Here is a 24390-nt window from a genome sequence, read left to right on the forward strand (position 1 = left end):
AATGAGATATATAATTGTTATTTTTATAGCTATTATTTTTGGCGGATGTGCTGGCAAAAAGCTAGATTATGAGATTAAAGATGTTGAGTTTTATACTCCTAAGTGGCATAAAGATTTTAACCAAACTACCTTAAATGAGCTTATTAATTTGGCTCTTAAAAATAATGAAGATATTGGTGTAGCGGTGTTAAATTTAGAAGTAGCTATGTTAAATGCAGGTATAGCAAGTGATGGCTATATCCCATCAATGAGTGGCGAGATAGGAGCAAATAGCAGTAGAGATATAGGCAAAAGTGATGAGTTTAGCAGTAAGTTTAATTCTAAATTTAGCCTTAGCTATGAACTTGATATATTTGGTAAGATATATGATAATTATAAATCAAAAGAGTGGATAATGCACTCTAGTAGATTAACATTGGATAATTTAAGATTGACTATTATTAGTCAAGTAGCAAATAGTTATTTTAATATCTTATATCTTAATGACTCTTTGCGTAGTTTAAAGCAAAATTTAGATAATGCAAAGATGCTTGATGATATAGTTAAGGTTAAATTTGAAAATGGTAAAGAGGAGCTTTTAGCTATTAAGCAAAGTTCTCAAAATATATTAAAAATTCAAAATCAAATTCACTCTACACAAAGATCATTAGAATCTAACTATGAGAGTTTAAAAAATCTTACTAGAAGTGATAAAAGGTTTGATGAGCTTAGCTTAGATGGTGTCGAATTTATAGGAATTAGCCAGTTTGATGTTGGTGAGCTTTCAAATCGTCCAGATATTAATGAAGCAGTAGCAAAACTAAATTCGAGCTTTTATGAGTATCGTCTAAGTCAAAAAGAGCTTTTGCCTAGTCTTAGTCTTGGTGCAAATTTAAGCGATAGCGATAAAAAGTTTAAAAATAGCTTTGATTTTAATCAACTTGGTGGAGTTGTGAGTTTTAGTTTGCCATTTTTGGACTATTTTAAGCTTAAAAAACATATTAAAATTAGTGAGCTTGAGTTTAATAAACTTAAATTTAGCTATGAAAAAACGCTAAAAAATGCCATAAATGAGTCTTTAAAATATCTATTATTTTATCAAACTGATAAAGCAACATATGATAATTTAGCCATAATGGTAAGCGATCAAGCTAAGATTGTTGCAATTTATAAGAGTAAATATAATGAAGGAAGTGCTGAGTTAAAAGATCTATTAGAAGCGCAAAATAATCTAATCTCAGCCCAAATTTCACTCCTTAATCAAAAATTTGAGCTATTAAATGATGAGCTAAGCTACTATAAAGCCATTGCAAAGTAGATGAATTTATTTTCTAACTTTAGACAATTTGGAGTATTTATTGCTATTTGTATTGCGATTTTTACTCTAAATTTGTATTTAGAGTTTAGAAGTTATGAAGCTTTTAAAGCTAAGCCATATAGTTTTATTAAGGCTGATCTTTTATTTAGCGATAAAAGACAAGGAAAAAACTCCGAGTATTATGTTTTGCAGTTTAAAAGTGATAACTTTATATTTTATACTCGCTCTAAGAGCTTGCCAAAGTGCAGTAGTTGCGAAGTAGGGGTAATAACTAAAAATCTTAAATTTAAAGATTATATTGCTGGTAGATTTTTCTTGCCTAGTTTTAAGATTAGTAAGCTTGATATAAATGATAGCCTTGCTAATATTCTTAAAAATGCAATCATATCTCAACATCAAAATCCTAAGATGCAAGAATTATATAGTGCCTTATATTTAGCAACTCCAATGAGTAAAGAGTTGCGTCAAAATGTTACTCACTGGGGAATTGCGCATATTATTGCAATTAGCGGATTTCATCTTAGTGTAATATTTATTTTTGTATTTTTTGTAGCTAGATTTACTATTGCGCCGTTGCAAGATCGATATTTTCCATACTTAAATTTAAGATTTTATATTAGTTTGATTTTGTTTATTTTAATGGGATTTTATCTATATATTTTAGATTTTACTCCTAGTTTCTTGCGTTCATATATTATGGGTGTGGTTGGGTTTTTATTGCTTAGTCGTGGGCTTAAGGTTTTTAGCTTTGGAAATTTGATTTTAGCAATATTGATTGGATTAGCTTTTAGTCCGCAATTACTCTTTTCTATTGGGTTTTATTTTTCATGTCTTGGGGTCTATTTTATATTTTTATATATCTATCATTTTGGCAATAGAAGCGACCTTAGTAGTTTAAAGAGAATTTTGATGCATACTTTAATTCTTGAGATTTTTGTATTTTTAGCGATGAATGTTCCTGTTTATTACTTTTTTCCTATAGCTAGCTGGTATCAAATTAGTGTAATTCCACTATCTTATATTTTTATAATATTTTATCCAGTTAGTCTATTTTTGCATCTTTTTGGAATAGGCGGGCTTTTTGATGATTTTATGATTAGATTTATTGAATTTGCACCAGCTCAAGGCAAGGCTAATCTGGAGCTATGGCAGTTTATAGGGTATAATATTATTGCATTATTAGCAATATATAAAAAGTGGATAATGCTTTTATTGGCGTTACTTGGATTATTTGTCTATATTTTTGCCTTGATTTAAATTTATATCACTAAAGATAAAGTTATTTATTCCATTATTATATTTATATATTAGTTTTAATTTATGGGCTATTAAGATATTATGTACTATATATAGACCTAGACCAAAGCTTTTTTTGGCATTTGTTCCTTGTGTAAATGGTTCTATATAGTACTTTATATCATTTTCTAATGGCTGGCCTTTTGATGAAAATACTATCTCATTGTTTGTGATTGTAATTTTAACAAATTTGTCATCTGAATATTTTAGAGCATTATCAATTATATTTTTACATGCAATTGCTAAAAGTTTAAAATCTGCCTTTACAGTAGCATCATCTATGGCCTCAATTCCAACGCTAGACTCTTCAGCCATAGCAATATCTATAGCTTCATCTATTACATCTCTTACTTTACAAGGTTTTAATTCTCCTATTAATCTAGAAGTGGCACGCTCTACAGCTGCAAATTCATTTATTAAGCTCTCAAGTCGCTCAAATACATCGATTAAACGCTCTTGATTTTTATTTTTTTGAATCATCTCAGCAGTAATTCTACCTTTTGTAATTGGAGTTTTTAACTCATGCATGATATTGCGTAAAAAGAGCTGACGGCTATTATTTAAATTTTTAATCTGGCTAACAGCATCATAAAAAGCACTTGCTACCTGACTGATCTCATCATTTCCAGTGGCGACATTTTTGATCTCTAAATCCCCTTGAGCAAATTTATCAATCTGGCGTTTTAACTTTCCAAGTGGCATAATCTTACGAATAATAAATATATATGTAAGCAAGATAATTCCAGCTACAAAAGCAAAAATAATCTGAATAATTATATATCTATATGGCTGATATGCTGTATCTATAAGAAGTAGAGTATTGTCATCTTTGGTAACCTTTAAATAGTTTTTTTTCTCATAAAATAATATAGCGCTTGATCCTAATTCAGTAGTAATCTCTTCTAAGATTACAGCTTGATTTAGTATTTTTTCTTTTTTTTCTATATTATCTATTTGGGGCATATATAAATTTGAGACCTGTTCTTTATACTCATCTTCATTAATTAACTCATTTAAATGAAGTAAAGTAGCCCTAGCTACAATAGAATATTTGGTATTTAATTCTCTTGCGTAATTGGCTTTATCATACTCTATAAGCCATAAAAATGCTATTCCTATAGCCCCAATTCCAAGGGCGAAAATAAGCGTAATGGTGTAAAAAATTGATGAAAATCTCATTTTGCCCTTTTTGGTTTTAATTTATTGTTCTAGCTTGTAGCCTACGCCCCTAATAGCGTGGATATATTTTGGCTCTTTTGGATTTTCACCTATTTTGGTGCGAATACGACCTATGATAACATCTATACTTTTATTTGTGCTATCTTCATTTATGGAGTTGCAATTATAAATTAACTCTTCACGACTTATAGCGCCACCTTCTTTTTTAATTAAATATCTTAAGATATCATACTCAGCAACTGTAAGCTGAAGCGGCTCGCCTTTTAGAGTAATAATATGACGAAAATCATCACATACTAGATCTTTTGGAGCTGGAGATATCTCTTGCATTGTGATACTTTGGCGTCGTAAATGGCTTTTGATTCTAGCTAGAAGCTCTTGGGGATTATATGGTTTTGGCAAGTAATCATCTGCACCAAATTCAAATGCATTTATCTTATCGCTTATATCATGTCTAGCACTAGAGATAATGATGGGAATTGTATGTTTGGTGCGTATCTCTTTGCAAACCTCAAGCCCATCAATACCTGGCAAGGTAAGATCTAAAATAACTAGATCAAATTTATTTGTATTAAGAGTAGAAAGGCCAAGATATGGATCATCACATATCTTAACCTCTATTTCAAATTGCTCTAAATATTCGCTTAATATCTCTGCAAGTTCAAAATCATCTTCAATCATTAGAATCTTTATCATATATCTGCCTTATAAATTTGAGCTGATTATAGCCAAAAATAGCTATTATTTCAATACAAGCCCCATTAAAATTCCAGCTCTATTTATCCAGATTATTGGTTTTCTTTTTGATGCTTTTGACGCTTTTATCTCTTGGCTAAATTCATTAATATTATTTATAATTTTCTCATTTACTTGAATAATTATATCTCCACTTTCAAAGCCTGTATGTGCAGCATTTGAACCATCTTTGACATCTGTGATTAATATACCTTTTATCTCTTGAGGTATTTTGTATTTATATTTTATTTCTTCACTTAAATTTTGCACGCTTAAGCCATCAATGCTTAAATTTTCAGCTGTATTACCAGTAACATCTGTATCAGCTAGCTGGAGTTTAGTAGAGTAGATTTTTCCTGCTCTTTCATATTCTAAATTAATTTTTGTATTTGGCGAGTATGCACCAATTATATTTTTTAAATCATTTGCACTTTTTATGATTGTATTATCTACTTTGATGATAAGGTCGCCTCTTTGAAGGCCGGCTTTACTAGCTGGATAGTCTTTTTCTACATTAGTAATTAATGCGCCTTCTTTGTTTTTATATATCTCTTTTTGGTCTTTTGTTAAATTTGCAATCATAACACCAATGTAGCCACGAGTTATCTTTCCATCGCTAATTAGCTTTTGAGCTATTGTTTTTACCATATTTGATGGAATGGCAAATCCTATTCCATTATTGCCTCCACTTCGGCTAAGAATAGCTGAGTTTATACCAACTAAGGCACCACGACTATCTATTAAAGCACCGCCACTATTTCCAGGATTTATACTAGCATCTGTTTGGATAAAATCTTCATATTGATTTAATCCAATATTATCTTTATTTAATCCACTTATTATTCCGCTTGTGATACTTCCACCTACGCCAAAAGGATTACCAATAGCAAATACTACATCGCCTTCAAGAAGCTTAGAGCTATCAGCAAAATATGCTGGTTCTAGGTTTTTAGCATCTATTTTTATAATTGCTAAATCTGTTTTTGGGTCTGAGCCAATTATTTTAGCTTTATACTCTTTTGAATTATCTAACATTGATACTATAATCTCATCGCTATCTTCTATTACATGATAATTTGTAACTATATAGCCATCACTAGAGATGATTACACCTGAACCAAGAGATGAGCTTTTTTGGCTTCTTTGTTCTGGAATATTAAAACCAAAACCAAAAAATTCTTTAAAAAATGGATCATTCATTAGGCTATTTAGATTATTTTTTACCTTTATAGTTTTGGTTGTTGATATATTTACAACTGTCTGTTTTGCTTTTTGAATTGAACTATTATATGATAGGATTGAGTTTTGATCTATAGTTGGATTTATGCGGTTAAAATTTGGGTTTGCATCACTAAATTCTACATTAGCACCAAAAATTGTTGAGGCTGCTATAAGTGATATTAATGTTATTTTTTTCATATTATTCCCCTTTAAAAAGTTGCTTTGGATTATATTATGTAGGGATAAATATAAATTTAATATTTATACAAATGAATTTAAATAAGTTGATTGACATTAGCTCAACTTTTATGATATAATATATATAAAAAGATATAAGTGGAGAATTATAATGAGTAATAGTTTATATGAAACTTTGGGAATCTCTAAAGATGCTAGTAGCGATGAGATTAAAAAAGCCTATAGAAAGCTAGCTAGGCAGTATCATCCCGATATCAATAAAGACCCAGGGACTGAAGAGAAATTTAAAGAGATTAATGCTGCTTATGAAATTTTAAGCGATGAAACGAAGCGTAGGCAGTATGATCAATATGGCGATAGTATGTTTGGCGGACAGAGTTTCCATGATTTTAGTAGAGAAAATTTTGGCGGTAATGCTGATTTTAATGATATATTAAATCAACTTTTTGGCAATTTTGGCGGTGCAGGACGATCTAAGAGAGGATTTAGTTCAGCAGGTTTTGGTGGATTTGATGGTTTTGATCAAGGATTTGGGCAAAATTTAGATATTCAAGTTAGGATAAATATTTCATTTGAACTAGCTGTAAATGGCGGTGATTATGAGTTTAGTATAAATGGCGAAAAGATTAAAATCAAAATTCCAGCCGGATTAAATAGCGGTGAAAAGCTACGGGCTAGAAATAAAGGTAAAAGCGCTGGAAACCATAGAGGAGATCTAATTATTACTGTAAATATAGAAGAGGATAAGGAGTATAAAAGAGATGGCGATGATTTGTATAAAAATTTAGATTTAACTCTTAAAACTGCTCTTTTTGGTGATAAAATTGATGTAAAGACATTTAAAAAAGATGTATCAATCAAAATACCGCCTAATACTAAAAATGGTCAAAAAATTAGATTAAAAGGTTATGGTGTAAAAAATAGAAAAAGCAACATCTATGGCGATATGTATTTAGTTACTAATATAATTTTACCAGATATTGAGCAGATTGATCCGCAATTAAGAGATATGTTGCAAAGCAAACTATAAAGGAGATGGTATGAGAGATTATGAAGAGCCGGTCTATCTAATAAGCGTAGTAGCAAAGGTTTTAAGTATCCATCCCCAAACTCTAAGACAGTATGAAAGAGAGGGATTAGTAGAGCCTAGCAGAACTGAAGGCAAGATGAGACTCTATAGCGAAAAAGATCTTGATAGGATTAAGATGATTTTAAGACTTACTAGAGATTTAGGTGTAAATTTAGCAGGTGTTGATGTGATTTTACGCTTAAAACAAAGACTTGAAGAGTATGAAGCTGTAATAGAGGAGTTAAGGGCAAATATAAAAACACAAAATAAAGGTTCGCTAGTCAAGCGTGGTAGTAGTTTTGATTTAATATTTGTAAATGATAAAAAGTAGAGAAAATGGATAATATCATATATATATTTGTAATAACAGCTGGTTGTGCTGTTTTATTTAATCTTATATTTCGCAGATATGGAATCCCAACTATTATAGGTTATATTGCTACAGGAATCTTGATTTCACAGCTTTTTGGACTAAAAAATAATCATGATTTAAGTTTTGTAGCTGAATTTGGGATTGTATTTTTGATGTTTACTATTGGGCTTGAGTTTAGCATTAAGCATTTAATGTCAATGAAAAAATATGTATTTATATATGGTCCTATTCAAGTATTTGCTACTGGTTTTGCATGTAGCATTTTATCGGTTTATATATTTGATATAGATATTAAAAGCGCTATTATTATAGGCTTTGCATTATCTCTTAGTTCCACAGCAATAGTTTTAAAAACATTAAATGATAATGGGCATATATCAAAGCGTTATGGACGCAAGGTACTTGGAATATTATTATTTCAAGATATAGCAGTTATTCCTTTGCTTTTAATGATAGATATATTTAATGTAGAAGATGGCGCTGTAAGCTCTTTGATATTTACATCTATGGTTAGTGCTGTAATATTAATTGTAATATTATATTTTATTGGTAAGTATATATTAAGTCGTGTTTTATATTTAGTAGTGAGTGCAAATTCAAAAGAGATATTTATAACTACTATTTTATTTACGGTTATTGGCTCTAGCTTTTTAGCGCACTATTTTGGATTTAGTTATTCACTTGGAGCATTTATTGCTGGTATGCTAATAGCTGAAACGCAGTATAAACATCAGATTGAGACAGACCTTATACCTTTTAGAGATCTTCTTTTGGGTCTATTTTTTATAACAGTTGGTATGCAGATAAACTTTAATGTAATTGCTAATAATCTTTTTATAATTGCTTTAGTTTTGATTACTGTTTTAATAATTAAAGCTTTGATTATTTATCTATTCTTAATGATATTAACTAGAAAAAAAGTCGCATTAAAAGCAGCGCTAAGCTTAGCTCAAGTTGGAGAGTTTGCTTTAGCTATATTTACATTATTATCTGTAAAAGGTATGGCTGATGATAAAACATTGCAGATTTTAACTGCTGTAGTAGTTATATCTATGGTTCTTACTCCATTTATCTTAAAAAATGTGAGCAAAATCGCTGATAGCATGGAAGAGCAAGATGAGCTAATGCAGGAAGTTGTAACTACAAAAGAACAAGATGAGATAGAAGAGCTTGTAAATATAGATATTCCAGAGTATAAAAACCATTTTGTAGTATGTGGATATGGCAAGCTTGGTCGTGAAATAGTAAGGCAATTAAAGGCTAAAGGTTGTTCATATATAGCACTTGAAAATGATTTAAATTTAGTAGAGCGTGGTAAGAATAGTAGAGATAATGTATATTATGGAAATGCTATTCAAAAAACTACTTTAGAAAAAGCTCATATTAAAAATTGTATAGCTACAATAATTGCTGTTAGCAATGAACAAAAATCAGAGTTAATAGCAAACTCTATAAAAAATCTAGGATATGATGTAAATACTATTATAAGATTTGCTGATACTATTGAGAAGGGGCTTTATACTGATTTTGGAGATCATTTTTATTTGATTAAAGAGAGAGAAGCTGTGGCTAAAGCTATTATTAGTAAGGCTTTAAAGTGCAAAATAAATAATGACTTAAATCAAGGATAATTATGGATAATTCGTTGATTATATTTGGAGGATTATTTATCCTTAGTGTTTTATTTAGCAAAATATCTGATAAATATGGAGTTCCAGCACTGCTTATGTTTTTAGCAATTGGTATGCTAGCAGGTAGCGATGGGCTTATAGGGCTTGAATTTGATAATGCTAAAATAGCTGAAAATGTAGGAACTATAGCACTTATATATATACTGTTTTCTGGTGGATTTAATACCAACTATAAATCAATAAAACCTATTTTTAAAAGCGGTATAGTATTAGCAACTTTTGGGGTTGTTATCTCAGCTGTGATTACTGGAGTATTTGCTTATTATATAATTGGCTTTTCTATGCTTGAGTCGTTACTATTTGGTGCAATTATTAGCTCGACTGATGCAGCAGCAGTATTTTCTATTATGCGTTCAACTAAACTTAAAAATAATCTTGCTTCGCTACTTGAGTTTGAAAGTGGTAGTAATGATCCGATGGCTATCTTTTTAACTATTACTCTACTTGGACTTCTTACAGCTACTACAGTTATAGATCCATACACAATGAGTATCAAGCTTATACTTGAGTTTATCCTTGGTGGTACAATGGGTTATGTATTTGGTATTATAATCCCAAGCCTTATAAATAGAGTAAAGCTAGGCTCTTGGGGGTTATATCCAGTGCTTTTAATAGCTTTGGTTGCTGTGCTTTTTGGTTTGACAGAAAAGATTGGTGGTAATGGATATATTGCAGTATATGTAGCTGGAATTATCGCTAATAAAAAAGAGTTTTTGTATAAAAAGAATTTAACTGGTTTCTTTGATGGAATAGCTTGGATGATGCAGATATTTATCTTCCTTACACTTGGGCTTTTGGTCTTTCCTAGCGAACTACCTCATGTTGCTATGATTAGTATTTTAATGTCGCTTGTTGTTATGTTTATTTCAAGACCTATTAGTGTATTTATGTCTACTATATTTTCTAAATATAATTTAAAAGAGAAGTGCTTTATCTCATGGGTTGGCCTTAGAGGAGTTGTTCCTATTATTTTGGCTACATATCCTCTCTCAGCTGAACTAGAAAATGGTCAATTAATCTTTAATATAATATTTTTTATGGTATTAATATCTGTGCTTACTCAAGGCACTACGCTTAATAAAAGCGGAAAAATATTTGGAGTTATCGAACCATCTAAGGCTACAATTCCAAATATGCCTAGCAGTCCAATATCTTATTCGGACATAAAGCAGTATAAAATAGGGGAATCATCAAAGGTAATTGGTAAAAACTTAACGGAGCTTGGTTTGCCAGATGATTTTTTAATCGTTTTAGCAAAACGAAATGGCGAGCTTATAAAGGTTAGTGGTTCATTTGAATTTATGCAAAATGATATTTTGCTTATTTTGTGCAATAGCGAGTTAAGATATCAAAAGATTATTAGAATTTATGAGTTATAGGATTAAATTTGGAATTAGAAATTTGGATATTTATACTTCTATTTTTTGTAGCATTTTTTAGTGGATTTATAGATGCAATTGCTGGAGGTGGAGGGCTAATTACCATCCCAGCATTAATAGCAGTTGGTATCCCAGAGCATGTAGCATTAGCTACAAATAAACTACAAGCTACATTTGGTAGTTTTACAGCAGCAGCTAATTTCACTCATAAAAAAATGGTGGATTTTAACTCTCTTTGGCGCGGAATTATATGGACATTTGTAGGGGCAGTGTGTGGTACATGGTCAGTACTTTTAATCGATGCTGTGGTTATTAAATATCTAATTCCAATCTGTTTAGCAGCAATTTTAATCTACACTATTTTTACTCCAAACCTTGGTCAAATTGATAGAGAAAAGAGAATAAGTCAAAATTTATTTTACGCTATTTTTGGGTTAGGAATTGGATTTTATGATGGATTTATGGGGCCTGGTACTGGATCGTTTTGGATGTTTGCTTTTGCTAGTTTGCTTGGTTTAAATTTAAAAACCGCAGTAGCAAATACTAAAATCTTAAATTTTACTTCTAATATCGTATCTTTAGCTGTATTTATTGGAGGTGGGCAAATTCTATGGCTACTTGGAATAGTTATGGGTTTTGGCCAAATGATTGGAGCATATTTTGGATCGCATATGGTCATAAAAAAAGAGATTAAATTTATAAAAATTATCTTTTTAACTGTGGTAAGTTTAACTATTGTTAAGATTATTTATGATTTATTTATTAAATAAAATTTAGAATAAAATAACCAAAAATAGATATTTAAATTGATTTTTTAATTTGTGCTTAATCTAAATTAAGATATAATTACCGCAAATTTTTTTAAAAGGCGCTTTTCTATGAAAGATCTGTTTCTCTTTTCAAATTTGATCGTTAATGATCATAGCTTTACGTACCTTTTTCACATTATTTTAGTTGCGATTATAGTACTAATTGTTGCTAAAATGGCTACTAGCTCGATGCAGCTTGTACCTCGTGGTACTCAAAATTTACTTGAGGCATATTTAGAAGGTATTGTATCAATGGGTCGTGATGTAATGGGTAGTGATGAGCTTGCTAGAAAGTATCTACCGCTAGTAGCTACAATTGGTTTAATCGTATTGACAAGTAATGTAATTGGTATTATTCCTGGTTTTGAAGCTCCTAGTTCTAGCTTGAATCTAACTCTTTGTTTGGCTCTTTGTGTGTTTATATATTACAACTTTGAAGGTATTCGCACTCAAGGTGTGATTAAATATTTTGCCCATTTTATGGGACCAAATAAATTTCTTGCTCCTTTAATGTTTCCTATCGAGATTGTATCTCATTTATCTCGTATAGTTTCATTATCATTTAGGCTTTTTGGAAATATTAAAGGCGATGATCTATTTTTGATGGTTGTTCTTAGTCTTGCTCCGTGGGTTGCTCCACTTCCAGCATTTGCATTACTAACATTTATGGCATTGCTACAAACATTTATCTTTATGATTTTAACATATGTTTATTTAGCTGGTGCTGTGGTAGTTTCTGAAGAGCATTAATTTTTTGGTATATATTTTAAATTTTATTCTAGGTGCGTCGTGGGCAGTTGCTATTGTCGGCGCACTATTTTGTATCTATCATTTTTATTTTTTAGGACTTTTTCTTAGTGGTTTAATTGGGGCTAGTTTTGGTCTTATTTTAGCTTTGATATCATATCTGTTATTAAGGATTTTAAATAGTGATCAAGTATGCAATTAGCGATCCCAAATTTTATTCAAATTTGGATTATGCTTTTAATAATTTTATTAGATTAAAAGAGGCTAATATGCTACTTTTTAGAGATAAAAACTCTAATAACTATGATAAAACAGCTCAAGAATTTATTAAATTTAAATCTCATAATATAAAATTTTTACTTCAAAATGATATCGATTTGGCTTGCAAACTTGGCTTTGATGGTATTCATTTTAGTTCAAATTTTATTCATTTATTAAAGGAAACTCCGCCAAATTTAATCAAAATTGCTAGCACTCATAATATTAAAGAGATAGAATTGTCCAATCAATATGGAGCCGATTTTATTACATTTAGTCCAATTTTTGCAACTCCAAATAAGGGCAAACCAAAAGGCTTAGAAGGATTAAAAGAAGCTATAAAAATATCAAAATTTAAGGTTATTGCTCTTGGCGGGATAATAAGTGCTGAGCAAATTTGTGCTGTGATGAAGTGCGGTGTGGCTGGATTTGCATCAATTCGCTATTTTACGCTAGATTAACCTTATTAATATTTAATTTTTTTTGTGCTAAAATATATTATTTTATCAATATCAAAAGGCTAAATTTATGTTTGAAACAGTTATAGGATTAGAAGTACATTGTCAGTTAAATACAAAAACTAAGATATTTTGTGGATGTTCAACTAGTTTTGGAGAGGAGCCAAATACTCATGTTTGTCCAACATGCTTAGCTCTTCCTGGGGCATTGCCGGTGTTAAATTCTCAAGCAGTAAAAAAAGCAATTAGCTTTGGTAAAGCAATAAATGCAACTGTAAATAAAAAGAGTATTTTTGACCGCAAAAACTACTTCTATCCAGATCTACCTAAAGCCTATCAGATATCTCAATTTACTATTCCAATTGTAGAAAATGGTGAGCTAATTATTAAAGTTGGCGATAAAAATAAAAGAATTGGTATTACTAGAGCGCATTTAGAAGAAGATGCTGGCAAAAATAGCCATGAGAGTAAATCTAGTCTTGTAGATCTAAATCGTGCTGGAACTCCGCTTTTAGAGATCGTAAGCGAACCAGATATTAGAAGTAGTGATGAGGCAGTAGCGTATCTTAAAAAACTTCATAGTATTTTAAGATTTTTAAATATTAGCGATGCTAATATGCAAGAAGGCTCTTTTAGATGCGATGTAAATGTTAGCATTAGACCAAAAGGTGATGAAAAGCTATATACAAGAGTTGAAATTAAAAATTTAAATTCATTTAGATTTATTCAAAAAGCTATTGAGTATGAGGTAGAGCGTCAGTGTGAAGCTTGGGAGGATGGTAGATATGATAGTGAGGTTGTTCAAGAAACTAGACTATTTGATACGACAAAATTAATAACTAAACCAATGAGAAGTAAAGAAGATAGTGCAGAGTATCGCTATTTTCCAGATCCTGATTTATTACCAGTTATTATTCCTGATGAGCTTATGGAAGAAGCTAGTATTTTACCTGAGTTACCAGATGAAAAAAGAGCTAGATATATAAGTGAATTTGGAATAAAAGAGAGCGATGCTGATGTGATAATTAGCAGCTATGAGATGGCAAAATATTTTGAAGATCTAATAGCTGGCACAAACTCACCAAAACTATGTGTGACTTGGCTTACTGTAGAGCTTTTAGGTAGATTAAAAAATGGTGTAACTATAGAGACAAGTCCAGTTAATAGTGCAAAACTCTCAACTCTATTAAACAGAATAGAAGATGGTACTATCTCACAAAAAGCCGCTAAAGATGTCTTAGATGTAATAATAGAAAGTGATGAAGATATAGATAGCGTGATTGATCGTCTAGGCCTAAAACAAGTAAGTGATGATTCAGCTATATTATCTATTATTGATACAGTATTAGCTGCAAATGAAGATAAAGTAGCTGAGTATAAGAGCGGTAAAGATAAATTATTTGGTTTCTTTGTTGGTCAAGTTATGAAAGAGGGCAAGGGTGCATTTAATCCAGCCAAAGTAAATGAGTTATTAAAAACGAAATTAGGGTAGCATTATTGGTTTATTAGCAATTTTCATAAGATTAAATTTATTAAGATATAGCAAGATTTTTATTTATAAAATTATGTTTTTTATTTTGCAAAATTAAATTTAATCTTATAGAGATTTTGTTAGTAAGTATTAGTAGCGATATAAAACTATGGATAGCAAGATATGAAAATAGCAGTAATCGGTGCTGGAAAATGGGGGCAGGCTTTATACTCAGCACTTAAAATAAATAATGATTGCATTATCTCATCTCGAACAAAGCGTGATATTGAAGGTTTTGTAGAGTTGGATAAGGCGCTAGAGTGCGACTATTTGCTCTTTAGTATATCAACTCAAAAAACACATGAGTTTTTACGCTCAAATTTTAAAGCAAAGAATCAAAAAATATTAGTAGCTTCTAAAGGTATAGATACGGTTAGTGGAGAGTTTTTGCATGAGATTTATTCTAAATTTGCTCCAAGCGAAAATTTGGCATTTTTAAGCGGTCCTAGCTTTGCAAGTGAGGTTATACAAGGATTGCCGTGTGCTTTAGTGATAAGCAGCAAAAATGATGAGTTAGCTCAAATTTGGGCTAGCACTTTTCCAAGTTTTATTAAGCCATATATTAGCTACGATGTTATAGGAGCTGAGATTTGTGGCGCATATAAGAATGTGATCGCTATAGCTGGCGGTGTATGTGCTGGTCTTGGTCTTGGGCAAAATGCTAGAGCTAGTTTGATATCTAGAGGATTAGTAGAGATGGCTAGATTTGGTGAGCATTTTGGTGCTAAAGATGAAACATTTTTAGGTCTTAGTGGAGCAGGGGATCTATTTTTAACTGCAAGTAGTGAATTATCTAGAAATTATAGAGTTGGTCTTGGATTAGCTAGTGGATTTAGTCTTGATGAGATTTTAGCTCAAATTGGAGAGGTGGCTGAAGGTGTAGCTACAGCATATGCAATTACTAAAATTGCTCAGCAAAAAGCGATTTATACTCCAATTGCTAGTCAAGTAGTTGATATGCTAGGTGGCAAAGACGCCAAAGAGGCATTAAAGGATTTATTAAAACGACGATGAAAAAGATTATTTTGCTATTTATTTTTACTATTTCACTCTTTGGCGCACCAAGTGATAAAGAGTTAAGAAATATGATTGGTCAGATGGTGATGGTGGGATTTACTGGAGACAGTTCTAGTGATGAGTGGGTTAAGCAGCTTCATCTTGATATTAAAAATGGTAGAATCGGTGGAGTAATGATACTAGCTAGAAATATTAGCAGCAAACAGGGGTTAAAAAATTTAACCAAATATTTAAATTCCGCCAGTTCTAAATATCCTCTTTTTATAGCTATCGATGAAGAAGGCGGGCAAATTAGTAGATTTAATAAATTTAGCGATTTTGAGCATTTTCCATCAGCTTATAAGGTTGGTAGTGAGTTAGATTTAAATAGTGCTAATAAGCTATATACCAATATGGCAACTCAGCTTAAAAATCTTGGAATAAATATGAATTTTGCTCCAGTAGTTGATCTTCATAATGATATATCACCTATAATTGGTCAAAGACAAAGAGCATTTAGCAAGGATGCAGGTGAAGTAACTGCATATGCTAGTGAGTTTATATCAGCTTTTGATAATGTAGGCGTTGCTAGTGTGTTAAAGCATTTTCCAGGTCATGGCAATGCCTCATCTGATACGCATAAGATTAGCACTATAGTAGATAGTTTTGATTTTGATGAGATTAGGCCGTATTATGAATTAATTAAGCGTAAAAAGGCTAAATTTATAATGGTTGGCCATATGATAATCCCGACAATCGATGATGTAAATCCAGCTACGCTCTCACGCCAAATAGTTACAAATTTACTAAAAGATAGCTTAAATTATGAAGGCGTTGTAATAAGCGATGATATGTTAATGAAAGCACTTGGAGGAACACTTGAGCAAAATGCTATAAAGGCAGTAAATGCTGGAGTAGATATATTGCTAGTAAGTGAGTATTTTTATAATAAAACCAACTCTATAAAAGCTTTAAATGATGCAATTTTTAACTCTGTTAAAAGTGGTAAAATAGAGATTGCTAGAATTATTGATGCGTATAATCGTATAATTGCTCAGAAGGCTAGATTCTAATCTCTATCTAGCCCAAGTCTGTTAAACTCATCTCTTAAATTCTCTTTAATGCTTCTAGCAAGCTGTTCCCCGTTTATAAAATTAGACTCTACAAAACTATCAAGTCTGCTAAGAAGAGCAAAAAGTTTACTTTGCCATTGGGTGCTATCTTTTGAATTTAAAGACTCAATAAATACAAGTTCTTTACTAAAATCGCTTAAAGCCTCTAGTATTTCATCTTTTTTATTAGGTTCTAATATCATATCTTCTTGGGTATTTTGACGCAATATATCTATTTGATTGTCTATCGCATCGCAAAATCTAGAATAGACTAAATTTGGATTTTCATCATCATTTGTGATATTTTGTGTTACTTTATTTATCTGTTTATAGAGTATTACTCCTACAATTAATACAGCAACTGCCATTATAATTAAATCATTTTGTGCCATTTTTTCTCCTTAAATTTGAAATTGTAGCAATTGCAAGACTAATCCATATGAGTGCAAAGCTAATAATTTTATAAAAATCTAAAGTCTCATTATATATAAAAACTGCAATAATCATACTTAAAGTTGGGCTTATGTATTGCAAAAATCCAATTGTAGATAGTTTAAGATATTTGGTGCTAGCATTAAATGTAAGTAGTGGTAGTATAGTTACAAATCCGCTTAAAAATAGCATAATTCCATTAAAATTTATCCCAAATTCACTGCTATTATTTATAGCTAGATATAGCAAATAAAGTAGAGCAAAAGGTGTTAAAATGATAGTTTCTATAAATAACCCCTCAAAAGTTCTAACCCCAAGTCTTTTGCGTAAAAGTCCATATAACGCAAATGATAATGGCAGTATAATAGATATTAGCGGTAGATTGCCAATGGCATAAATTTGAACTCCAATAGCAATAAATACGATAAAAATTGAGAGTTTTAAAGCAGGACTTAACTCTTCTTTTAATATGATCGCACCAAGAAGTATGGAAAAAAGAGGATTTATAAAGTATCCAAGGCTGGTGGCTAAAATTTCATTTTGGTTGATTGCATAGATAAATACTCCCCAATTACTAGCAATTAATGCACCTGTAATGGCTAAGGTTAGAGTAACTTTTTTTATTTTTGCTATTCTTTTGACGCTGTTTAATCTTTTTGTAATTATAAGTATAGCTAGCAAAATTAAAGCTGACCATATAATCCTATGAGCTAAAACCTCAGTAGCTGCAATTCCTTCAATGAATTTAAAAAATATCGGGAATACACCCCACATAATAAATGTAGCTAAAGCTAAGATAAATCCTTTTTGTGTTGCTTGCATTAGTAATTTAGATCACCTATAAATTTGAGAATTCTTGGATTGTTTTGCGAACTAAAAAACTCTTTTGGGGATTCAATAGTAACTATTTTGCCATCTTCTAAAAATATAATCTTATCAGCGATATCCTTGGCAAATTTAAGCTCATGAGTGACTAAGATCATAGTTTGGTGTTCATTTGCTAGCATTTTAAGCGTGGATAAAACTTCGCTTACTAGTTCTTTATCAAGTGCGCTTGTAGGCTCATCAAGCAATAAAATATTTGGTTTTAAAGCAACAGCTCTAGCAATTGCTACACGCTGTTGTTGTCCTCCGCTTAAAGAGCTAGGATAGGCATTGGCTCTATCTTTGAGGCCAAATTTATTTAGTAAATTTAAAGCAATCTCAATGGCTTTTTCTTTTGGCATTTTTTGGACACTGATTAACCCTTGGGTGATATTTTGCGTAGCATTTAGATGGGCAAAAAGATTATAAGATTGAAAGACCATTCCCATTTTGCGTCTTAAATTTAAAATTTCTTGCTTATTTGGATGCTGTTTAAAATCAATTTTTAAACTCCCATCGCTAAATTCCAAAATCCCGCTATCTGGTATCTCTAGATAGTTTAATGAACGAAGAAGTGTAGTCTTGCCACTTCCGCTTGGCCCGATAATTGCAATTATCTCACCTTTTTTAATATCAAAACTAATATTTGATAATATGGTGTGAGAGCCGATTTTTTTATTTATATCTCTTATTTGTAGCATATTTTCCTCTTATAGATGCTTGCTAAATTTTGCCTCAAGGTGAGTTTGTAAATATCCAAGACCTATACAAATAATCCAGTATATAAGAGCAGCTTGCGAATAGACTCTTAGAAATTCATAATTTTGAGAGGCGATAGTTTGAGCTTGACGAAATAGTTCAGCTACTAATACTACTGATGCTAGTGATGTATCTTTAACTAACGCAATAAATGTATTTGATAGGGTTGGTAGAGCAATTTTAAGTGCTTGTGGAGCAATAATTTTAATAAAAGTATCGCTATTAGTTAGTCCAATGCTCCAGCCAGCCTCCCATTGTCCCTTTGGCACTGCTAATATACTAGCTCTGATAGTTTCACTGCTATATGCGCCAATACTAAGACTAAAAGCAATAATTGCGCTAATGAATGGATCTAGCGTTATGCCAATATTTGGCAAGCCATAAAATATTATAAAAAGCTGTACAAGTAGAGGTGTTCCACGAATTATAGAGATGTAGAACTGACAAATAGCCTTAGCTAAATTTGATAGTGGATTTTTGCTGTGATTGATACGGATAAGTGCTACAATAACACCTATTGTAATACCACAAATAAAAGATATAATACTAAGGGGGATTGTATATAAAATAGCCCCCTTAATCATAGGCAAAAATGCCTCAATATAATTACTCACTAACATCTATTCCAAAATATTTTTCTGAAATTTGCTTTAGCGTTCCATCTTTTTTCATAGATTCAAGAGCTTTATTGATTCTATCTCTTTGTTCGGTTAGCTCTTTTTTAAACAAAAAGACACTTCTAGTGCCATCGCCTGTATCAAATGCGATTTTAATATTTTTATCGCCAGTTGTTTTGATATAGTTTAATATAGCAAGTTTATCATTCATAGTAGCATCTGCTCTACCTTGACTGACTGCTTTAATAGCTGGCGCTAATCCATCAACTAAAACAATATTTGCCCCATTTTCTATGGCAATCTCATAGTAGTTACTACCCATTGCTTGAGCAATATTTTTGCCTTTAATATCGCTTAGTGAGTTGATGCTATTATCATTAGCTCTTACAGCAACGGCAGCTGAAGTTACAATATATGGATCACTAAAAGTATAAAGCTCGGCTCTTTTTGGGTCCGCATCGCTTATTTGATTTGCTATCATATCAAAGCGATTTGAGTTTAATCCAGAAAATATCGCATCCCAATTTGTTTCATGAAATTCAATCTCAAATCCAGCTCTTTTGGCTGCTTCAGTGATTACTTCTACATCATAGCCTACTAATTTACCACTTTCATCATGATATGAAAATGGATTATATGTACCTTCTGTTGCGACTCTCAATTTATCTTTTGTATTTTTATCGCCAGAACAACCGATAAAAACAAAAGTAGCAAATAAAATAGCAAGGATATTTCTCATCTATCTCTCCAAAATTTAAATTTTTCTTATATGTTTTATATATGCGTGTATATATTCATAACCAGAATATAGCGTGATAGCTACAGCAAACCATAACAAAATTTCACCACCCCACCATTGCATAGATAAAAATCCAATAGCAACCATCTGCATTATTGTTTTAATCTTGCCAGCTATGGATGCACTTATATCTATATTTTCACTAGCCATTACAACTCGAAATCCAGTAATGAAAAACTCTCTAACAAGAATTATATATACTGCCCATGCATCAGCTCTATCTATTATCATTAAACCTAAAAATGCTGCTAAAATCAACATTTTATCGGCAAGTGGATCTAAGATTGCACCTAGTTTTGTCTTTTGATTCCAGCTTCTAGCTATATATCCATCAAAAAAATCAGTAATGCTAGCTACTACAAATGTTAAAGCACAAAAGTAATTAAGCCAACTAATCTCTATAGCGTCTCCATTGCCCTTAATGCATAAAAGCAAAAAAAACATAAGTGGAGCTAAGAGTATACGAAATATAGCTAGAGAATTTGGTAAATTTATCATTTAAAAGTAGTGCCACCATCTATTATAAATGTATGGCCTGTTACCCAGCTAGCTTTTGAGCTGCATAGAAATAAACAAGCACCTGCAAGATCAGTTGGTTGTCCCATGCGACCTAAAGGACTTAATGATGCTGTAGCATCTCTTACTTCTTCATAATTTGTAAATGCTCTTAAAGCATCAGTTTCTATTGGCCCACCACTTACTACATTTACTCTGATGTTTTTCTCGCCAAGCTCAGTAGCTGCGTATCTTGCCATAGCCTCCACTGCAGCTTTTGCTGTACCGTGACCGCTATAGTGTTCTATATAGACTAGATTTCCAGTTGAGCTTAAGCTAACTATGCTACCACCGCCTATTTTTTCCATTCTTTTAGCAGCTTCTTGAGAGCCTACTACAAATGCATTTACGGTGGCTGTAAAGATATTGTTTATTCCACGAGGTTTTAACTTCATAAATTTAGTATAACCACCAGCTACTGCGCGTCCTGAAATAATTGCATTTGATACAAAAAAATCGACTCTATCAAAATCTTTATCTATCTCTAAAAATAGCTCTTTATAAGTTTCAGGTTCAAGAATATTTAAAGGATATGCTCTAGCTTTGATGCCAAATTCTTTTTCTAATTCTAATGCTTGATTTTTAGCCATCTCTTCATTAGAGTTATAGGTAAATGCAATATTTGCACCATATTTTGCAAATTCAAGTACAATTGCTCTACCAATTCCTCTTGTACCACCACTAATAACTAGGGTTTTGCCTTTAAATTCTTCATGATAACAGTTCATTAAAATCCTTTTATATCGTAAGTTTTCATTATTGATTCTATCTTTTTGAGATTCTCACTACTTGGAGTTACAAGTGGTAATCTATATTCTAAGCTATCTATTAAGCCAGCAATATACATAGCTGCTTTAATAGGTATTGGATTTGACTCGCAAAATAGAACTTTATTTATATTATATAGTTTATCATTAATCTCTTTTGCTTTTAAAAACTCATTTTGCATAGCATAGTGAGTAAGAGCTGAAGTTTGATCTGGTAAGAGATTTGATGTAACTGATATAACGCCTTTTCCTCCATTGCTTAAAACTGGATAGTTAATAGCATCATCACCGCTTAATAAATATATCTTTGGTTCATGAGCTAAAATATCAACACATCTTTCTATATTGCCACTTGCTTCTTTAACTCCATAGATATTATCGCAATCATTAAATAATCTTATAATAGTCTCTGGCAATATATCACATCCCGTTCTAGATGGGACATTGTATAGCAAGATAGGTATATCTACTGATTTGGATATAGCTTTGTAGTGTTGATATAATCCTTCTTGAGTTGGTTTATTATAGTATGGTGCTACTGATAAGATTCCGTCTGCGCCACAATTTTGAGCAAATTCAGCCAAACCTATAGCCTCGTGAGTAGCATTACTTCCAGCACCCGCTAATACTTTTACATCGCTATTTTTACACGCATTTACAGCTATCTCAATACAAATTCTGTGTTCATCATGTGTCAAAGTAGCACTCTCTCCAGTAGTACCTACAGGTACAACTGCATCAATTCCATTTTTTATCTGTCTTTTAATAAGTTTTTCATAACCATCTTCATCTATTTTACCATTTTTAAAAGGTGTTACTAGAGCTGTCATCGCTCCATAAATACTTTTTTTCATTTGATTCCTTTTAATATAATTGTAGTGGATTTATCTTTGTTAAAATACCTATTAGCACACTCTTTGATATCTTGTGTTGTAAGTGCATTTGTTCTATCTGAGAGTTGCCAAAGTGGCTCTATATCGCCTCTTGCTATATAGCTTCCATATAGACTTGCAAGCTTGCTTGCGCTACTTAATGAGTAGATAAAATTGCTCTTTAGGCAATTTTTAATTTTAGTTAGCTCATCAGTATCTATATCGCTATTTTTTAGTTTTTTTATCAGCTTTAAGATCTCTTTTTTAACTAGTTTGGCTTTTATACCTGGATTGCAAATAGCGATTATTATAAATAAATTTTCATCAATGCTTTCCATAGGATAAGCATAAATTTGATTTACTAAATTTAATTTATCTATTAAAACTCTTTCAAATAATGAGCTTTTACCGCTGCTAAGATATTCGCCAATTGCACTTAATGCAGTCTGGTCTGGATGATTAAATGGCGGTATTTTATAAGCGATAGCTATCATCTCTACATCACTTTGTTTGTGAATTATTAAAGACTTTTCTCCGTTTTGTTCAGGCTCTATGCAGTGCATAGTAGGTATTTCGCAGCGGTTTGCTATACCTTCAAAGTGTTTTTTGCCAAGTTCAAATGCAGTATTCTCGTCAATATCTCCAGTAATCATTAAAAATGCATTTTTTGGTTGATAAAATTTAGACCAAAACTCTTTAATATCAGCAATATTCCAATTTTCAATATCTTTAATAAATCCAATTGGCGTCCAGTGATAAGGATGATATATAAAAGCGTGATTAAATAGTCTAAAATATAGTATTCCAGTTGGATTATTGTCCGTTCTCCATCTGCGTTCTTCTAAAACAACATCTCGCTCAGGTAAAAATTCATCTTCTTCAAGGCTTAAATTTGCCATTATATCAGCATAAAGTTCTAGCGATGTATCTAAATTTTGACTCGAACATTTGATAAAATAGTGCGTAAAATCAAAGCCAGTACTAGCATTATTTACTCCGCCAAAACCCTTTACAATGGAGTCAAACTCACCAGCTTTTCTATTGTCTGTACTTTTAAAATTTAGATGTTCTAACATATGAGCGATTCCGCTCTTACCCATTGTTTCGTTTCTAGAACCAACTTTATAATAAAGATCTATGCTAATAACATTTGAACCTAAATTTAAAGGAGTATGATAGATCTCAAACCCATTTTCAAGGGTAATTTTGCTAAATTTTGGTAGCATTTATCTCCTTAGATTAGCGCCAACTGCTTGAGAAATATTTTCATATCCCTCGCTTAAGGCTAAATTTAATATTTGATTATTAATATTTTTGCAAATACTTGGACCTTCATAGATAAAACTAGTATATATTTGCACTAAGCTTGCACCCATTTTGATACGCTCATATGCATCTTGACCATTATCTATTCCGCCACAGCTAATTAATACTGCTTTACCATAAAGCTCTTTAGCAACCTCTTTAAATAGCTCTTTGCTCTTGTTTTTAATAAGTTGGCCGCTGATACCGCCAAAATCTTTTGCCTTTGGTGTAAGAGAGTAATCCACGCTAGTATTATTGATAATTAACCCTTTAAATCCGGCATTTGCAGCTGTAGAACAAAGAGATATAGCTGAGTCTATACTCATATCTGGAGCTATTTTTAAAATTAGAGGTTTTTTGGTTAAGCTACTTAAAGCAGCAAATAGTTCATTTATAAAAGACTCGCTTTGTAAATCTCTCAAATTTGGAGTATTTGGTGAGCTGATGTTGATTACAAATGCATCACAGCAACTATCAAGCCCTTTAACTAAAATTTCATAATCTTTAATAGCCATATCATTTGGCGTAATCTTATTTTTGCCAATATTAGCAATAATAGGGATACTAAAAGGATATACCTTTGAGGCTCTAGCTTTAATCTTATCTAAGCCATCGTTATTAAATCCCATGGCATTTTGTAGACTTTTTTCTTCTATTAAGCGAAATAGCCTTGGTTTTGGATTTCCACCTTGAGGTTTTGGTGTAAGAGTGCCATACTCTAAAAATCCAAACCCCATCGCAGATAGCGGTGTAATCATTGTAGCATTTTTATCAAATCCACCGGCAAGTCCAACTGGATTTAAAAAATTAATTCCAAAAATATTTTGTGATAGCTTAGTGTCAATAAAGCAGAAATTATTCACCAAATAATCGCTAACAAATGGAATTTTTACAGATAATTTCATTCCAAATTCAGCTATTTTATGGGCATTTTCTGGATTTAGTTTAAAAAAAATTTTTTTAATATCACTATAGTTCATAACATTCCTTTAAACCTGCTATTTTAGCTAAAATTTGCTTAAATTTGCTTATAATTAATAAGAAATTTAATGATATTTTGGGCAATTTATA

25 protein-coding genes are annotated in these 24390 nt (G+C 31.5%); 12 read left to right on the forward strand and 13 right to left on the reverse strand.

The features are described from left to right. Window position 1: 1 nt before the first annotated feature. Window positions 2–1297: a TolC family protein gene (locus tag CIGN_RS03565; RefSeq protein WP_086302237.1), complete on the forward strand. Its 1296-nt coding sequence runs from the start codon at window positions 2–4 to the stop codon at window positions 1295–1297. Beyond that, window positions 1298–2554, forward strand: coding sequence for a ComEC/Rec2 family competence protein (locus CIGN_RS03570; protein WP_086302238.1), 1257 nt, complete (start codon window positions 1298–1300; stop codon window positions 2552–2554). Here the strand turns inward: CIGN_RS03570 and CIGN_RS03575 are convergent. Genes CIGN_RS03575 through CIGN_RS03585 form a run of 3 tightly spaced genes read right to left on the reverse strand, consistent with a single transcriptional unit; the run spans window position 2525 to window position 5926 of the window. Further along, entirely contained in the window at window positions 2525–3772 is a 1248-nt protein-coding gene (locus CIGN_RS03575) for an ArsS family sensor histidine kinase (RefSeq protein WP_086224613.1), read from the reverse strand. The genes CIGN_RS03570 and CIGN_RS03575 overlap by 30 nt on opposite strands. Window positions 3773–3793: 21 nt before the next feature. After that, window positions 3794–4468: a response regulator transcription factor gene (locus tag CIGN_RS03580; protein ID WP_086224612.1), complete on the reverse strand. Its 675-nt coding sequence runs from the start codon at window positions 4466–4468 to the stop codon at window positions 3794–3796. Between the two features lie 45 nt (window positions 4469–4513). Further along, a complete protein-coding gene (locus CIGN_RS03585) occupies window positions 4514–5926 on the reverse strand; it encodes a Do family serine endopeptidase (protein WP_086286755.1) in 1413 nt (470 codons plus the stop codon). 151 nt (window positions 5927–6077) lie between these two features. Here CIGN_RS03585 and CIGN_RS03590 point away from each other — a divergent pair, with 151 nt between their 5' ends. The 10 genes from CIGN_RS03590 (at window position 6078) to CIGN_RS03640 (ending at window position 16310) form a co-directional block, all read left to right on the forward strand. After that, a complete protein-coding gene (locus CIGN_RS03590; protein ID WP_086302239.1) occupies window positions 6078–6956 on the forward strand; it encodes a DnaJ C-terminal domain-containing protein in 879 nt (292 codons plus the stop codon). Window positions 6957–6966: 10 nt separating this feature from the next. Continuing rightward, window positions 6967–7326 carry a heat shock protein transcriptional repressor HspR gene (locus tag CIGN_RS03595; protein ID WP_086224609.1) on the forward strand — a complete coding sequence of 120 codons (360 nt, stop codon included), beginning with the start codon at window positions 6967–6969 and terminating at the stop codon, window positions 7324–7326. A gap of 5 nt (window positions 7327–7331) precedes the next feature. Beyond that, window positions 7332–8999, forward strand: coding sequence for a cation:proton antiporter (locus tag CIGN_RS03600; protein WP_086302240.1), 1668 nt, complete (start codon window positions 7332–7334; stop codon window positions 8997–8999). Window positions 9000–9001: 2 nt separating this feature from the next. Continuing rightward, window positions 9002–10438, forward strand: coding sequence for a potassium/proton antiporter (locus tag CIGN_RS03605; protein WP_086302241.1), 1437 nt, complete (start codon window positions 9002–9004; stop codon window positions 10436–10438). An 8-nt stretch (window positions 10439–10446) separates the two neighbouring features. Further along, window positions 10447–11208, forward strand: coding sequence for a TSUP family transporter (locus CIGN_RS03610; RefSeq protein WP_086226945.1), 762 nt, complete (start codon window positions 10447–10449; stop codon window positions 11206–11208). A 108-nt stretch (window positions 11209–11316) separates the two neighbouring features. After that, window positions 11317–11997, forward strand: a complete 681-nt coding sequence (locus CIGN_RS03615; protein WP_086224605.1) for a F0F1 ATP synthase subunit A — start codon at window positions 11317–11319, stop codon at window positions 11995–11997. Between the two features lie 179 nt (window positions 11998–12176). Continuing rightward, window positions 12177–12713: a thiamine phosphate synthase gene (locus CIGN_RS03625; RefSeq protein WP_086300674.1), complete on the forward strand. Its 537-nt coding sequence runs from the start codon at window positions 12177–12179 to the stop codon at window positions 12711–12713. Window positions 12714–12780: 67 nt separating this feature from the next. After that, window positions 12781–14202 (forward strand): Asp-tRNA(Asn)/Glu-tRNA(Gln) amidotransferase subunit GatB, encoded by a 1422-nt coding sequence (gene gatB, locus CIGN_RS03630; RefSeq protein ID WP_086302242.1) that lies wholly within the window; start codon window positions 12781–12783, stop codon window positions 14200–14202. A gap of 162 nt (window positions 14203–14364) precedes the next feature. After that, complete coding sequence (locus CIGN_RS03635) at window positions 14365–15255, forward strand: NAD(P)H-dependent glycerol-3-phosphate dehydrogenase (RefSeq protein WP_086302243.1); 891 nt, start codon at window positions 14365–14367, stop codon at window positions 15253–15255. Beyond that, on the forward strand, window positions 15252–16310 hold the full coding sequence (locus tag CIGN_RS03640; protein WP_086302244.1) for a glycoside hydrolase family 3 N-terminal domain-containing protein: 1059 nt from the start codon (window positions 15252–15254) through the stop codon (window positions 16308–16310). The genes CIGN_RS03635 and CIGN_RS03640 overlap by 4 nt, the downstream gene beginning before the upstream one ends. Here CIGN_RS03640 and CIGN_RS03645 read toward each other — a convergent pair. Genes CIGN_RS03645 through CIGN_RS03690 form a run of 10 tightly spaced genes read right to left on the reverse strand, consistent with a single transcriptional unit; the run spans window position 16307 to window position 24299 of the window. After that, on the reverse strand, window positions 16307–16741 hold the full coding sequence (locus CIGN_RS03645; protein WP_086235391.1) for a hypothetical protein: 435 nt from the start codon (window positions 16739–16741) through the stop codon (window positions 16307–16309). The genes CIGN_RS03640 and CIGN_RS03645 overlap by 4 nt on opposite strands. Continuing rightward, the gene (gene rarD, locus CIGN_RS03650; protein WP_086224598.1) at window positions 16728–17603 is read right to left on the reverse strand and encodes an EamA family transporter RarD; all 876 of its coding nucleotides are present in this window, start codon (window positions 17601–17603) and stop codon (window positions 16728–16730) included. Before rarD ends, CIGN_RS03645 begins: the two co-directional genes overlap by 14 nt. Continuing rightward, window positions 17603–18346, reverse strand: a complete 744-nt coding sequence (locus CIGN_RS03655) for an amino acid ABC transporter ATP-binding protein (protein ID WP_086224597.1) — start codon at window positions 18344–18346, stop codon at window positions 17603–17605. Before CIGN_RS03655 ends, rarD begins: the two co-directional genes overlap by 1 nt. A gap of 9 nt (window positions 18347–18355) precedes the next feature. After that, window positions 18356–19018 (reverse strand): amino acid ABC transporter permease, encoded by a 663-nt coding sequence (locus CIGN_RS03660; RefSeq protein ID WP_309543865.1) that lies wholly within the window; start codon window positions 19016–19018, stop codon window positions 18356–18358. Then, entirely contained in the window at window positions 19011–19760 is a 750-nt protein-coding gene (locus tag CIGN_RS03665; protein ID WP_086302245.1) for a transporter substrate-binding domain-containing protein, read from the reverse strand. Before CIGN_RS03665 ends, CIGN_RS03660 begins: the two co-directional genes overlap by 8 nt. Window positions 19761–19775: 15 nt before the next feature. Further along, entirely contained in the window at window positions 19776–20315 is a 540-nt protein-coding gene (gene pgsA / locus CIGN_RS03670; protein ID WP_236844795.1) for a CDP-diacylglycerol--glycerol-3-phosphate 3-phosphatidyltransferase, read from the reverse strand. Then, window positions 20315–21103 (reverse strand): enoyl-ACP reductase, encoded by a 789-nt coding sequence (locus CIGN_RS03675; RefSeq protein ID WP_086226956.1) that lies wholly within the window; start codon window positions 21101–21103, stop codon window positions 20315–20317. The genes pgsA and CIGN_RS03675 overlap by 1 nt, the downstream gene beginning before the upstream one ends. Next, on the reverse strand, window positions 21103–21996 hold the full coding sequence (dapA, locus tag CIGN_RS03680; protein ID WP_086226957.1) for a 4-hydroxy-tetrahydrodipicolinate synthase: 894 nt from the start codon (window positions 21994–21996) through the stop codon (window positions 21103–21105). The genes CIGN_RS03675 and dapA overlap by 1 nt, the downstream gene beginning before the upstream one ends. Beyond that, window positions 21993–23240 (reverse strand): M16 family metallopeptidase, encoded by a 1248-nt coding sequence (locus CIGN_RS03685; protein ID WP_086302246.1) that lies wholly within the window; start codon window positions 23238–23240, stop codon window positions 21993–21995. Before CIGN_RS03685 ends, dapA begins: the two co-directional genes overlap by 4 nt. Continuing rightward, entirely contained in the window at window positions 23241–24299 is a 1059-nt protein-coding gene (locus CIGN_RS03690; protein ID WP_086302247.1) for a quinone-dependent dihydroorotate dehydrogenase, read from the reverse strand. It lies immediately after the preceding gene. Window positions 24300–24390 lie beyond the last annotated feature (91 nt).

Source organism: Campylobacter devanensis (assembly GCF_002139915.1).
Lineage (GTDB): Bacteria > Campylobacterota > Campylobacteria > Campylobacterales > Campylobacteraceae > Campylobacter > Campylobacter devanensis.

What these genes read in the sequence shown, in the direction of transcription:
- CIGN_RS03565 (WP_086302237.1), top strand. Translation starts at nt 2, where the DNA reads ATGAGATATATAATTGTTATTTTTATAGCTATTATTTTTGGCGGATGT.
- CIGN_RS03570 (WP_086302238.1), top strand. Translation starts at nt 1,298, where the DNA reads ATGAATTTATTTTCTAACTTTAGACAATTTGGAGTATTTATTGCTATT.
- CIGN_RS03575 (WP_086224613.1), bottom strand. Translation starts at nt 3,772, where the DNA reads ATGAGATTTTCATCAATTTTTTACACCATTACGCTTATTTTCGCCCTT.
- CIGN_RS03580 (WP_086224612.1), bottom strand. Translation starts at nt 4,468, where the DNA reads ATGATAAAGATTCTAATGATTGAAGATGATTTTGAACTTGCAGAGATA.
- CIGN_RS03585 (WP_086286755.1), bottom strand. Translation starts at nt 5,926, where the DNA reads ATGAAAAAAATAACATTAATATCACTTATAGCAGCCTCAACAATTTTT.
- CIGN_RS03590 (WP_086302239.1), top strand. Translation starts at nt 6,078, where the DNA reads ATGAGTAATAGTTTATATGAAACTTTGGGAATCTCTAAAGATGCTAGT.
- CIGN_RS03595 (WP_086224609.1), top strand. Translation starts at nt 6,967, where the DNA reads ATGAGAGATTATGAAGAGCCGGTCTATCTAATAAGCGTAGTAGCAAAG.
- CIGN_RS03600 (WP_086302240.1), top strand. Translation starts at nt 7,332, where the DNA reads ATGGATAATATCATATATATATTTGTAATAACAGCTGGTTGTGCTGTT.
- CIGN_RS03605 (WP_086302241.1), top strand. Translation starts at nt 9,002, where the DNA reads ATGGATAATTCGTTGATTATATTTGGAGGATTATTTATCCTTAGTGTT.
- CIGN_RS03615 (WP_086224605.1), top strand. Translation starts at nt 11,317, where the DNA reads ATGAAAGATCTGTTTCTCTTTTCAAATTTGATCGTTAATGATCATAGC.
- gatB (WP_086302242.1), top strand. Translation starts at nt 12,781, where the DNA reads ATGTTTGAAACAGTTATAGGATTAGAAGTACATTGTCAGTTAAATACA.
- CIGN_RS03635 (WP_086302243.1), top strand. Translation starts at nt 14,365, where the DNA reads ATGAAAATAGCAGTAATCGGTGCTGGAAAATGGGGGCAGGCTTTATAC.
- CIGN_RS03640 (WP_086302244.1), top strand. Translation starts at nt 15,252, where the DNA reads ATGAAAAAGATTATTTTGCTATTTATTTTTACTATTTCACTCTTTGGC.
- CIGN_RS03645 (WP_086235391.1), bottom strand. Translation starts at nt 16,741, where the DNA reads ATGGCACAAAATGATTTAATTATAATGGCAGTTGCTGTATTAATTGTA.
- rarD (WP_086224598.1), bottom strand. Translation starts at nt 17,603, where the DNA reads ATGCAAGCAACACAAAAAGGATTTATCTTAGCTTTAGCTACATTTATT.
- CIGN_RS03655 (WP_086224597.1), bottom strand. Translation starts at nt 18,346, where the DNA reads ATGCTACAAATAAGAGATATAAATAAAAAAATCGGCTCTCACACCATA.
- CIGN_RS03665 (WP_086302245.1), bottom strand. Translation starts at nt 19,760, where the DNA reads ATGAGAAATATCCTTGCTATTTTATTTGCTACTTTTGTTTTTATCGGT.
- CIGN_RS03675 (WP_086226956.1), bottom strand. Translation starts at nt 21,103, where the DNA reads ATGAACTGTTATCATGAAGAATTTAAAGGCAAAACCCTAGTTATTAGT.
- dapA (WP_086226957.1), bottom strand. Translation starts at nt 21,996, where the DNA reads ATGAAAAAAAGTATTTATGGAGCGATGACAGCTCTAGTAACACCTTTT.
- CIGN_RS03685 (WP_086302246.1), bottom strand. Translation starts at nt 23,240, where the DNA reads ATGCTACCAAAATTTAGCAAAATTACCCTTGAAAATGGGTTTGAGATC.
- CIGN_RS03690 (WP_086302247.1), bottom strand. Translation starts at nt 24,299, where the DNA reads ATGAACTATAGTGATATTAAAAAAATTTTTTTTAAACTAAATCCAGAA.